General features: G+C 68.3%; 8 protein-coding genes. 2 read left to right on the forward strand and 6 right to left on the reverse strand.

What is annotated here, in order from left to right; translation table 11 throughout:
- Positions 1-36 precede the first annotated feature (36 nt).
- Positions 37-2,046: a phage holin family protein gene (locus OG921_RS00090; protein ID WP_266110320.1), complete on the forward strand. Its 2,010-nt coding sequence runs from the start codon at positions 37-39 to the stop codon at positions 2,044-2,046.
- Between the two features lie 94 nt (positions 2,047-2,140).
- On the opposite strand, the gene OG921_RS00095 is transcribed toward OG921_RS00090, so the two are convergent.
- The 6 genes from OG921_RS00095 to OG921_RS00120 all read right to left on the reverse strand — a co-directional run bounded on the left by OG921_RS00095 (position 2,141) and on the right by OG921_RS00120 (position 11,353).
- On the reverse strand, positions 2,141-3,766 hold the full coding sequence (locus tag OG921_RS00095) for an AMP-binding protein (RefSeq protein WP_266110321.1): 1,626 nt from the start codon (positions 3,764-3,766) through the stop codon (positions 2,141-2,143).
- A 26-nt stretch (positions 3,767-3,792) separates the two neighbouring features.
- Complete coding sequence (mftG, locus tag OG921_RS00100) at positions 3,793-5,316, reverse strand: mycofactocin system GMC family oxidoreductase MftG (protein WP_266110322.1); 1,524 nt, start codon at positions 5,314-5,316, stop codon at positions 3,793-3,795.
- Entirely contained in the window at positions 5,309-6,709 is a 1,401-nt protein-coding gene (mftF, locus tag OG921_RS00105; RefSeq protein ID WP_266110323.1) for a mycofactocin biosynthesis glycosyltransferase MftF, read from the reverse strand. The genes mftG and mftF overlap by 8 nt, the downstream gene beginning before the upstream one ends.
- 62 nt (positions 6,710-6,771) lie before the next feature.
- Positions 6,772-7,461: a mycofactocin biosynthesis peptidyl-dipeptidase MftE gene (gene mftE / locus OG921_RS00110; protein WP_266110324.1), complete on the reverse strand. Its 690-nt coding sequence runs from the start codon at positions 7,459-7,461 to the stop codon at positions 6,772-6,774.
- Positions 7,458-9,407, reverse strand: coding sequence for a mycofactocin system FadH/OYE family oxidoreductase 2 (locus OG921_RS00115; protein ID WP_266110325.1), 1,950 nt, complete (start codon positions 9,405-9,407; stop codon positions 7,458-7,460). The genes mftE and OG921_RS00115 overlap by 4 nt, the downstream gene beginning before the upstream one ends.
- Positions 9,404-11,353 carry a mycofactocin system FadH/OYE family oxidoreductase 1 gene (locus OG921_RS00120; RefSeq protein WP_266110989.1) on the reverse strand — a complete coding sequence of 650 codons (1,950 nt, stop codon included), beginning with the start codon at positions 11,351-11,353 and terminating at the stop codon, positions 9,404-9,406. Before OG921_RS00120 ends, OG921_RS00115 begins: the two co-directional genes overlap by 4 nt.
- Positions 11,354-11,557: 204 nt before the next feature.
- On the opposite strand from OG921_RS00120, the gene mftR reads away from it, so the two are divergent.
- The gene (mftR, locus tag OG921_RS00125) at positions 11,558-12,247 is read left to right on the forward strand and encodes a mycofactocin system transcriptional regulator (protein ID WP_266110326.1); all 690 of its coding nucleotides are present in this window, start codon (positions 11,558-11,560) and stop codon (positions 12,245-12,247) included.
- Positions 12,248-12,298 lie beyond the last annotated feature (51 nt).

Consider the following 12,298-nt stretch of genomic DNA (forward strand, 5'->3'; position numbering starts at 1 on the left):
ACACCACTACGATCCCAAGACGGACGAAAGGATGCCATGCGGACGACTGCCGGAGTCTTGCGCGTCTTTATCGAATTCCTTGTGCTGTGGCTCTCGTCGGCCTTGGCGATCCTCGTACTGGACTGGGCGCTCGACGGGATCACGCTCGACCCGGTCGACTACGGCATCACGGACTGGGAAACGCTGCCCGCGGCGTTGGTGCTCGCGTTGGTGTTCGGCGTGCTGAACGCGGTGCTGTGGCCGCTGATCGTGCGTTCGATGGCCTGGCTCGGTCCGGTGCTGCTCTTCGTGATCGTCTTCGTTTCGGCGGGTGCGATCATGTTCTTCACGCTCTATCTGGTCCCAGTGGCGTCGGTGAACGACCCGATCGCGGCGTTCGTGATGGCGGCGCTGTTGTCATTGTTCAGCTCGGTGGTTTCCGGCGCCATCGCCTCCCGCTCGGACACCTCGTATCGGGTGATGCAGGTGCGTCGCCAGCGTTTTCGATTGCGCCGCAAGCCCGAAGCTGCCGATGCGAGCCCGGGCCTGCTGTGCATTCAGATCGACGGCCTCGGCTACGACGTATTGCGCCGGGCCATCGCAGATGGCGTCACGCCCTCGATCGCGCGGCTGGTCCGCGAAACGCACCGGTTGATGCCATGGCACACCGATTGGAGCAGCCAGACCGGCGCCACGCAGCTCGGTGTGCTGCACGGTTCGAACCACAACGTTCCCGCGTTCCGCTGGTACGACAAGACCACCGGCCTGATCTCCGTTTTCAGCGACCCGCGCAGCAACGAGGAGCGCGAGTTGGAGCGCGCCGACCTGCCCGGGCTGCTTTCGGAGGACGGGGCGAGCCGCGGCAACCTGTTCACCGGCGGCGCCGAGGACAACGTGCTCGTGGTCAGTCGCATGCGCGGCGCGCAACTTGGCGGCGGTGCCGGGTACCGCTCGTATTTCGCCGATCCGGCCAGCGCGCTGCGCACGTTCGTCCGCATGTTCGCCGAGATTCAACGGGAACTGCGGCAGTCGTTGCGGCAGCGGCGCCGCGATATCCGGCCCCGTGTGCCACGCGGCGGGGTGTATCCGTTCGTGCGCGCATTCGCGACGGTGCTCGCCACCGACGTCACCGTTGCGGCGGTCGTCGGGGATCTCATCAAGGGGCGCAGCATCATCTACCTCGACCTGATCGGCTACGACGAGGTGTCGCATCACTCCGGCATTTCCCGGCCGGAGACACTCGCGGTGCTCACCAAACTCGATGATGTGATCGACATGCTGCTCGCCGTCGTGGACCAGGCCGACCGGTCCTACCACGTGGTGCTGCTGTCCGACCACGGTCAGAGCCAGGGCGCAACGTTCCTGCAGCGCTACAACGAGACACTGGAAGCGCTCGTAATGCGGCTTTGTGGGCGTCCCCAGGCTGGGGCCGCGGCGCCCACCGACGCAGCGCATCGTCAGGCCGGCGCCGAGGGACGCGCGTATGCGGCGGCGAGCGTGCACTCGACGACCGCGACCGAGGAGCCGGCCGTTCCCGAGGGAGCGCCCGTGGTCCTCGGCTCGGGCAACCTCGGGTTGATCAGCTTCCCGACCCTCCCCGGTCGGGCCGACACCGCCGCGATCGAGGACGCCCATCCGGGTCTGCTCGACGGGCTGCGCGTGCATCCGGGCATCGGTTTCCTGCTCGTCGCCAAACCCGGCGGCGGATCGGTCGTGCTCGGCAACGGCGGCGAGATCGACATGGCAACCGGCACGGTCACCGGCGCGAACCCGCTCGCCGGATTCGGTCGCGATGCGCTCGAAAAGATCCGCCGCACAGACGCCTTCGACAATGTCGCCGATATCATGGTGGGCGGCGCATACTGGCCCGAAACCGACGAGATCGCCGCGTTCGAGGAACAGGTCGGCTCGCACGGCGGGATGGGTGGTCCGCAGAGCACCGCCTTCCTGCTGTATCCCGGGCACCTGCCCGCACCCCCATACCCCTTGCACGGCGCCGAAGAGGTGCACAAGGTTCTCGCGGGCTGGCGCGATCTCGCGAAGGTTCCGGTAGCCGAGTCGTCCTGACCGCGCCGCGAGCTCGCCTACTTCGCGCAGCGCACACCCTCGCTATCGACTGAACGGAACCGTTCAGTCGATCTGATCGACGGAACGGTTCCGTTCAGTCGGTGAGGAGCTGCACCGAGACATCGCGCATCTCGACCTTGCGCACCTTGCCGGTCACGGTCATCGGGAACTCGTCGACGATGTGCACGTAGCGCGGGATCTTGTAGTGCGCAAGCTTTCCCGTGCAGAAGGCCCGCACCGCGTCCGCGTCCAGCGGTGTCGTTCCCTCGCGCATCCGGATCCACGCCATCAGTTCCTCGCCGTACTTGGCATCCGGCACACCGATCACCTGTGCGTCGAGGATGTCGGGGTGGGTGTAGAGGAATTCCTCGATCTCGCGCGGGTAGATGTTCTCGCCGCCGCGGATCACCATGTCCTTGATGCGCCCGGTGATCGCCACGTAACCATCGGAATCCATCACGCCGATGTCGCCGGTGTGCATCCAGCGGGCGCTGTCGATCGATTCGTTCGTCTTCTCGACGTTCTCCCAGTAGCCGAGCATCACCGAGTAGCCGCGCGTGCACAGTTCGCCCGCCTCGCCACGGGGCAGCGTCAATCCGGTGGCGGGATCGACGATCTTGACCTCGAGGTGCGGGCCGACGGTGCCGACGGTCGCGGTGCGCTGAACGAGTGAGTCGTCGCGCCGGGTCTGCAGCGACACCGGCGAGGTCTCGGTCATGCCGTAGCAGATCGACACCTCGCTCATCCCCATCCGCTCGAGCACCTGTTTCATCACCTCCACCGGACACGGCGAGCCGGCCATGATCCCGGTGCGCAGCGTGGACAGATCGTGGGACTCGAAACTCGGATCGGAAAGCTCCGCGATGAACATCGTCGGCACCCCGTACAGCGAGGTACAACCGTGCTCGGCCACGGCGGACAGGGTCTCCTTCGGATCGAATGCGGGAGCCGGAATCACCATCGCCGCACCATGACTCGTGCACGCAAGGTTGCCCATCACCATTCCGAAGCAGTGGTAGAACGGCACCGGGATGCACACGATGTCGCTTTCGGTGTACCCGCACAGTTCGCCGACGAAGTACCCGTTGTTCAGGATATTGTGGTGGCTGAGCGTCGCACCCTTCGGGAAACCCGTTGTGCCCGAGGTGTATTGAATATTGATTGCGTCGTCTGCGGAGAGTTCCCGTTGCGCCCGCCGCAATTCGTCACGGTCACCGGCGCGACCCTGCTCGAAGAGTCGCTCCCACTCGGGCGAGCCGAGCAGCACCACCTGCTCGAGCCCGGCACACTTCGGTGCCGCCTCGGCGATCATCCCGGCATAGTCCGAGGTCTTGAACGACGGCGCGGCGACGATCATCGCGACGCCCGCCTGGTTGAGCACGTATTCGAGTTCATGCGACCGGTAGGCGGGATTGATGTTGACGAGGATCGCGCCGATCTTTGCCGTGGCGTATTGCACGACGGCCCACTCGACACAGTTGGGTGCCCAGATCCCGACCCGGTCGCCCTTCCGGACGCCCGCGGCGAGCAGCCCCAGCGCCAAGGTGTCGACCTCGTCGGCCAACTGCCGATATGTCCACCGGCGCCCGGACGCGTGCTCGACCAGCGCGTCCCGGTCCCCGAATGCCGCGACCGTCCGATCGAAGTTGTCGCCGATCGTGTCACCGAGCATCGGCTTGTCCGAAATGCCCGAAACGTAGCTGGGTAGTGCCGTAGACATCGTGGTCTCCTTCCGGCCGCAGGCCCTCAGCTCAAAAGAGTAGTGACCCCCGACACACTCGAACTACCCCCCGATGGGGGTGCCCCCGCATCCTTGGCCATCAGTTCCGCCGCACGCTCGGCGATCATCACCGCGGTCGCATGGATGCCACGGCTGATCGGAGTCGGCGCGATCGACGCGTCGACCACGGAGAGACCGTCGACGCCGTGCACCCGGCAGTCCGCCCCCACTACCGCCAGGGGATCGTCGGCCGTCCCCATCCGGCATGTCCCCGTCATGTGCTGCGAGGTGCCCAGGCGCGCGCGCAGCCAGTCGTCATGCGGCGCGTAGTCCGGATCGATTTCGGCCACCACCCCGGCGGCGCGCATCCGCTCGAGGACATCCCGGGCGACCTCGGACGCCGCGCGCAGCGCCGCGCGGTCGGACGCGGCATCGAGATGGCGATAGGCGATCACCGGCGCCTGCGCCGGGTCCGCGGTGGCCAGCGACAGCGTTCCGCGCGATTCCGGTGCCATCAGCGCGAGACCGAGCATCCGGCGTGGCTCGTGCACCGTATCGGCGAGGTGTTCGAACGACCTTGTGTACGGCCGGAGTTCGACGGTGCTGTCGTTGAGCATCGACTGCAGCACCGGGACCGATCCGTCGTCGAGCCCGGCCCGCAGTCGGTACGGGACGCCGATCTCGGCGTGGTCGGCCAATCCGGTCCCCACCCCGGCCAACGGTGCGACCACCGCGATCCCCAGTGCGCGCAGCCCGGCGGGCGCACCGACACCCGAGCACAGCAACAACTGCGCGGATTCGATCGCACCGGCACAGAGCACGACGTGATCGGCGGCGATGAACTCTTCGACGCCACCGCGCACCGCACGTACCCCGATCGCCCTACTGCCGTGGAAAACGATCCCGAGCGCGCGCGTCGATCCACTTATCCGCAGGTTCGCGCGCTCGGCCAAGGGCGCGAGATAGGCTGCCGCAACGTTGATTCGACGGCCGCCCTCGACATTCAACGGAACCGGACCGACACCGGAGGCGGTGGGCGCATTGTGGTCCGCGCAATACGCGTGGCCTGCGTCGAGGCACGCTCGAGTGAAGGCAGCACTCGTCACGGACAGGCGCTCCGGCGGCTCGCGCCGCACCGGAATCGGACCCGCGGTGCCGTGCACGTCGTCAGTGAAGTCCCGGTCGGATTCCGAGCGCCGGAACGCGGGCAACACCTCGTCGAACGACCACCCCGCAGGCCAGCCGGTGAAGTCACGCGGCGTCGCACGGACGAAGTAGCACCCGTTCACCGCACTCGACCCACCGAGCACACGCCCCCGCGGCACCGCGCCCGAGATGCCGTCGGCGAGCGCGACCGGGAAATGCCTGACCCACCTCGAATCCGGCCCGATCGGCAATGCCGCGGGATCGACCAGTTCGGCGGGCACCTCCGCAGGCAGCCATGCGGGCCCGGCCTCGAGCAACGTGACCTCGGCGCCGGGCAACGCGCTGAGCCGGGCTGCGAGCACGCTGCCGCAGCTGCCGCCCCCGACGATCAGGTAGTCAGCCACCGAAGGTGGGCTTGAGTGCCTCGACGCTGCGTGCCCGGGCGGCGCCGCGCCAGAGTCCGGCTCCGTAGGCGAGATCGTCGAGGCGCTTGTAGGCGATGTAGCGGACCGGGTCGAGTCCACCGGTTTCCCTGTGCTTCAACCAGTCTGCGATACCCTCGCCGATGGCAAGCGCGACGGCGATGCGCCGGATCCGGCTCGAACACAGCGTCGCGATCAGGGTCACCGGCCAGTAGTGCCGACATGCTGCGGAGGCGAGTTGCCACAGCCCGGACCCGAACCCACGGGCGGCGTAGATCGCCGCGACACGGGTCGGTTGGTCCAACTCCACGAACGTCCGGCGCAGCCGGAACACCGTCGTTCCCATCGCGACGAGCGCTCCGAACACACCCCACTTGGTCAGCGTGGCGAGCAGCGCAGCGGCCGCGATGGTCCAGGGGGATACCGACAACGGCGCCACCGCGCGGGCGTGGCGCTCGCCGAGCGGAGCTGCGCCCGTGCCGTAATACATTTTCCGGGTGAACCAGTGCCGGAACGTCACTCTGTGGTCGTGCGCCACGTGCGCGGCCGGCTCGTATCGCAACCGCCACCCGGATTCTTCGAGCCGCCAGCACAGGTCCACGTCCTCGGCGACGCGCATCGTCTCGTCGAAGCCACCCTCGTCGAGCAGGACGCGGCGCCGGGCCAGGATCGCCGCGCTCGGCACGTAGGAGACGACACTGCGCGCGCGGACCGCCGCCTCGCGTGGTCCCAGATCGAGGGACGACCGGCTGTGCTCGTAGCGGGCGAGATCGTTCGACTCGATGTCGAGCGCCACGATGCGCGGCGCGACCAGTACGACCGACGGGTCGCTGAAATGCCCGAGCATCACCTCGAGCCAGCCGGCCCGCGGAACCACGTCGGAATCCAGAAACGCCACGAATTCCGTTGTTGCCGAACGCATCCCCACGTTTCTCGCGGCCGCCGGACCGCGCGATATCTCCTGCCGCAGCACCGAAATCCGGCCGCTGCCCCCGGTGAATGCCGAGATGTCGATCGGCGATTCGGACCCGTCGTCCACCACGATCACATGGTGCCCGCGCAGCGCCCCGAGCAGCCGTTCGAGTCCCTCCCGGTTGTTGCGGGTGGGGACGATGACGGTGACATCGTCCACGGCGGGAAGCAGCTGGGGGCGCGGGTTGGCGACACCCGAGTCGAGCAGGCGTCGAGCCACCTGGGCGGTCTGCTGATCGTTGACCTCGAGGAACCCGTCACCGCCGATCATCGCCGCGGCGGCCGGGGCGAGCTTCAGCATCCGAGTCGGTGAACCACCGATCAGAACCCGGCCGTCCGAATATGAGCGCACGCGTGGATCGATCCGCACCCCGAACCCATCGGGAAGTCGGCCCTGACGCATTCATGCGATGCTATGCGATCCGGCGCGGCGCGGCGGAGGCAACCGGCGAATGAATGTGGAACTTATTGCAATCGCCCGAATCCGTCCGGTGCCCACCTGGCGAAACAGTCGGCGGCCAGCACCACCATCTGTTCGAAGAGGCGCTCGCCCTCCGCTGCGGACGCGCCGGTCGGGTCACCCAGCACGCCGTTGGCGCTGACGGCCGCCATGCCACCCGCGCGCAGTCGCGGCAGCAGCGCCGCGATCGATTCGGTATTGCCCGCCTCGGCGAGGTCCGTACGTACCGATTCCGGGTCCAGGTGCAGCATCAACGAGGTCTCGGTACGGCCCGCGTGCGCGTCCGCGCGGGGCACGGCGCACGGCAGCCAGCCCGCGTCGCGTCCCTCGAATCGCAACAGCCGCACCGCATCCGCCACGGCAACCGAATTGCCGCCGTGACCATTCACGAAACAGATCCGGGGCGCCCAGCGGCAAGCCGACCGACCCAGCTCCACCAGCACCGAGCTCAGCGCTGCCGTACCGATGGACATCGTCCCGGCGAAACCCTCGTGCTCACCGCTGGCACCGAATGCCACCGCGGGTGCATGCAGGCCGGGCAGCGCGGCGGCCACGGCCGTCGCGATCGTGGTGTCGGTCGCCAGCGGCAGATGCGGTCCGTGTTGTTCGACCGATCCGACGGGGACGAGCAGTGCACCGGACACGTCCCGCAGTTCGGGCCAGGCCCGCGTCCCCAGTTGATCCTTATCGGTCATAGCGTTGTCCCCACCCGATGGCCTTCCCGAATCGCCGCGTCGATCCGTCGCGGCACGCGCGCATCACCGATGCACAGTGTATCGAACTCACTGTCCACCAACTGTTTCCGCAATTCATTCGCCGGCTGCTGATGCAACGAGCACACCACCCAATCGAAGGCTTCGGTGCCGACCCGCCCGGTGGGATGGTGCAAGATCTGGACCGAGACCACGGGCGGGACGGCCACCGCGCTCATCGGCACCACGTCGGTGCGCGTCTCGATCCCCTTCGCGGCCGCCCGGCGCAGCCACCCCGGCAGATCGAGGGTGAGGCCGAGATCCTGCCCGACCACCAGTGCATTCGTCGCCAGGGTGACCACACACCCGCGGTCGGCAAGCAACTCGGCGACCGACGTGGCCTGGTGAAAGCCCAGTTCGTCATAGACCAGGATCCGCCCGGTGGGGACGACCGCGCCGGACAGCACCTCTCGCACATCGACGATCGAGCGCACCGTCCCCGCCCAGCGCGGCCGGATCGGACGCGCCCCGGTCGCCAGCACGACGGTGTCGGGCCGAACACCCCGGATGACCACCGGATCGGCGTCGGTGCCGAGCACGATCTCCACCCCGGCCCGCTTGCACCGGTCATGCAGATCGGCTGTCACCATGGACAATTCGCCACGAAAGGGTGCCGCCGCGGCAAGCCGCACCTGGCCGCCGACAACCTCGTCGCGCTCGAACAGCGTCACCCGATGGCCATGCTCTGCTGCCGACGCGGCGGCTTGCAGCCCGGCCGGACCTGCCCCGATCACCACAACCCGCCGACCCGCCCGCGTGGTCGGCGACGGCAACCACTCGGCCCCGGCCCGGGCATTCACCACGCAACCAAGCGCGTGGTTGAGTCCGACCCGCCCGATGCAGTCCTGATTGCACGCCAGGCAGGTACGCACCGGCGCGCGTCCCGCGCGAGCGAGCGCGGCGAACTCGGGTTCGGCGATCTGGCCCCGCACCACGCCGACCAGATCGCACACCCCGTCGCCCAGTGCACGCTCGGCCTGCTCCGGATCACCGAACCGACCAACACCGATCACCGGCACGTCGACGGCTGCGCGGATCGCGGCGGGAATGTAGTTGGCATAGCCGCGCGGCGTCGCCATCGATGCCTCGATGGTGTGCAGCGACGCGGTGGCGACCCCGATCGCGGTGTTCACATAGTCGATCTGCCCGGTTGCGGCGACGAGGCGAGCCACCGCCACGGCGTCGTCGAGTTCCGTTCCACCGTCGATCTTTTCGTCACCGCACAGCCGGACCCCCAGGATCGGCTCCGGTCCCAGCGCCTGCCGCACCGCGGCCACCACATCGAGCAGCAGCCGCGCGCGGTTGGCCACGCTGCCGCCGAACCGGTCGGTGCGCCGGTTCGTGGCGGGCGACAGGAATGCCCGGATGATCGACGATTGCGAGCATTGCAACTCCACCCCGTCGAAGCCGCCGTCGCGGCAGTGCCCCGCGACCAGAGCGAACCCCTCGACGACCTCGGCGATCTCGCGATCGTCGATCTGCTTGGGCACCTCACGGAACATCGGGTCGGCAATCGCGCTGGGCGCCCACAACGGCAGCCTCGAATACATGCCGGTCCCCTGGCCACCATTGTGGTTGAGCTGGGCGAGAATCGGCACGCCGTACCGGTGTACCGCGTCGGTTATGGCGCGGTACCCCGGTATCGACGCCGGGTCGTACCCCCGGATCAGCTTCTCGTAGGGGTGATCGGTGGGGTGAGTGGTGTGCTCCTCGGTGATGATCAGCCCCGCACCACCTTTCGCGCGGGCCGCGTAGTACGCGGCGTGCTGCGAGGTCGGCAGTCCGTCGGTTGCGTAGTTCGTCAGGTGCGCGCAGAAGACAATGCGGCTCGTCAGTGTGCGCGGCCCGATTCGCAGCGGGTCGAAAAGGCGCGGGAAGTTGGCGGTCACACCTCGAGCCCGCCAACGGACGTGGCAGTGGCGGTACTCGCGGGGCGGGTAGCGAGCGCTGCGGCCCGTCCTTCGCGGATCGCTTCGGCGAGCGTGCGCGGTGCGACGCAATCCCCGATTCGCACGGTTTCGGGCCGCGCCCGCCATAGCGCGTCGTCGGGCACACGATGCCCGCAGTCGACCAAGGTTGCGCAGGCGACGCCGAACTGCTCGCCGGTGAACACGTCCTCGAGCATCGTGCCGTCTGCACCCGCCGAGCGGATGACCACCCCGAGATGTCGTGCGACACCGGCCCGTTGCAGCCGGTGGTTGGCCCCGACGAGATCGCCCGTCATGGCGAGTTGGCTGCCGACGAGCCGATCACCGGTAGCAATCGCGACCTCGTGTCCGCGTGCGGCGAGCCATTCGGCGAGCGCGACCGCAATCGGTCCCCCGATCGGATCGTCGAGCAGTACCGGTCCCGCCGGTAGTTGTGCGCCCACAAGCACCATCGGCGCAGTGAGCAGCCGAACCGGTGGGTCGACGCGGTATCGCGTTGGGGCGTCCCGACTTCCGGTCGCCACGATCACGGTTTCGCCGGCCCGACGAGCGGCGTCGATGTCGTCCGCGCCGACCTCGGCGTCGAGTTCGATCCGCACTCCGAGGGAGTGACATTCGTTCGCCAACCAGTCGGTGAGCCGGGCGAGCATGGTGCGACTCTCCCCGACCGCAGCGGCTCGGGCCATGCCGCCCAACCGGTTCGAGCGCTCGCGCAGTGTCACCGGATGCCCTCGCTCGGCGAGTACCCGGGCAGCCTCCAACCCGGCGGCGCCACCGCCGACGACAAGGGCGGCACCCGACTGTTCTTGCGGTACCGGCGGGCGATCCATTTCATGGCCCGCGTCGGGGTTCCCGATGCAGCCCACGAGTGGGTTGCGAACATCGCGGACGAGACAGGCCTGATTGCACAACACGCACGGCCTGGGCCGGTGGCCGCTGCGCACCTTGCGCACGAGATCGGGATCCGCGATCTGCGCGCGCGTCATCTCGACGAGGTCGGCGACCCCGTCGTCGAGGGCTTGCTGCGCAGATTCGGCGTCGATCATGCTGCCCTGCAAAACAATCGGGACGCGTCCGGCGACCCGGCTACGGATGGTACGGGACAGGTCGCGGTTGAATCCCGGTGGCATGTGCGCGTCGGGCCGGTATGCCGCGAGGTGCAGAGCGCCGCCGCGGACCACCGTGAGCAGGTCGATCGAGTCGGCGAGGGCGGCGGCATCCTCGGCCGCCGATTCCGGCGTGATGCCGGCCCACGGCGCCAGCTCATCGCAGGACAACCGCAGCGCGAGAATACGATCCGAGCCAATTGCGGCGCGCACCCCCGCAATCACCTCACGCGTGAAGCGCAGCCGGTCCGTGCCGAAGGTGTCGGTGCGCTCATTCGTCAGCCCGGAGTGGAACTGCCGAAGCAGGCCGGTCGCGCCGGCATCGAGCTCGACACCGTCCACACCGGCGCCGGCCGCGAGCGCAGCCGCTTCGGCGAACCCGGACACGACTGTGGCGATATCGGCGGGCTGCATTTCACTCGGCAGTTCGCGCGATCCCGGATCCGGGACCCGGGAGGGCGCGTACAGGATGCTGCGCGAATACGCGGTGGAACCCTGAGAACCGTTGTGGCTCAATCCCGCAAGCAGCAGGGTGCCGTGGGCGTGACATGCGGCGGCACTGTCCCGCCAGCCCGTGACGCACTCGGTTGCAAGGGGCGCGCGCTCGTACGGCCAGTCGTCCGGACCGACCGACGCATACTCGGTCACCACGATTCCGGCGCCGCCACGGGCTCGACGTTCGTAGTACGCAACGGATTTCGGCGAGAGCGACCGTCGGTTGCACAGATTCGTCTCGTGCGGGCCGAAGACGACCCGGGAGGTGGCGACCCGGCCGGCGAGCACAACCGGTTCGGTGAGCACGGCCGCCCGCGGCCCATTGGCCAGGGCCGCCCGGGATCGGGTTCGCGCTGCCCATCCGTCCGCGGTCACGCGCGCTCCTGCGCGCGAGCGGCACGAACGAACATCGACTCTCTCCTAGTACACCTGTGAGCTGGCTCACCACTGTAATGGCATCGAGTGCACAAACGGAAGACGGGGGCACACCTGGCCTGCGAAGATGGCGACATGATCCAAAGCTCGAGGTCGTCGGCCGCACCGAGCCATGGCTCGACGGGACCTGCCGGTCGTGGCTCGACGGGACCTGCCGGTCGTGGCACGGCGGGAAATATCGGCCGACGCCCGGCCACGACTAAGGACCGGATCAGCGGTATCGGCATCGAGCTGTTCACCGAGCGCGGGTTCGAGGACACGAGCATCGACGAGGTCGCCGAAGCGGCCGGAATCGCGCGCCGGACCTTCTTCCGCTACTTCCCGTCGAAGAACGCGCTGCCCTGGGGGGACTTCGACGGGCATCTCGGCCTGATGCGCAGGCAGTTGAGCGAGATCCCGCTCGACACTCCGCTCCCCGACGCCCTGACCCGGGCGCTGCTCGATTTCAACGACGTCCCGGCGGACCAGATCGCGCTGCACCGAAGCCGAATGGCACTGATCCTCACGGTCCCGTCGCTGCAGGCCTACTCGATGGTGATGTACGAGGGCTGGCGCGGCGTCGTCGCCGATTATGTGGCCATTCGGACCGGCACCGCAGCGACCGACCACGGCCCGCGAACGGTTGGTTGGCTGCTGCTCGGCATCGCGGTAGCCGCCTACGAACAGTGGCTGCTCGATGACGAAACGTCGCTATCCGACCTGCTCACAGCGGGTGCGCGCAGTCTGCACGGCGGCGTGGCCGGCCTGCTGCCGCCCGACGACTGACCGGCGCAGATCGGCCTGCTTGTCACTGCCGGGGAAGGTCAGTAGCATTCC

The sequence above is a fragment of the Aldersonia sp. NBC_00410 genome (assembly GCF_026342035.1).
Taxonomy (GTDB): domain Bacteria; phylum Actinomycetota; class Actinomycetes; order Mycobacteriales; family Mycobacteriaceae; genus Aldersonia.

Excerpts from the sequence above, each read along its gene's own strand:
- OG921_RS00090 (WP_266110320.1), top strand. The coding sequence starts at position 37 with ATGCGGACGACTGCCGGAGTCTTGCGCGTCTTTATCGAATTCCTTGTG.
- OG921_RS00095 (WP_266110321.1), bottom strand. The coding sequence starts at position 3,766 with ATGTCTACGGCACTACCCAGCTACGTTTCGGGCATTTCGGACAAGCCG.
- mftF (WP_266110323.1), bottom strand. The coding sequence starts at position 6,709 with ATGCGTCAGGGCCGACTTCCCGATGGGTTCGGGGTGCGGATCGATCCA.
- mftE (WP_266110324.1), bottom strand. The coding sequence starts at position 7,461 with ATGACCGATAAGGATCAACTGGGGACGCGGGCCTGGCCCGAACTGCGG.
- mftR (WP_266110326.1), top strand. The coding sequence starts at position 11,558 with ATGATCCAAAGCTCGAGGTCGTCGGCCGCACCGAGCCATGGCTCGACG.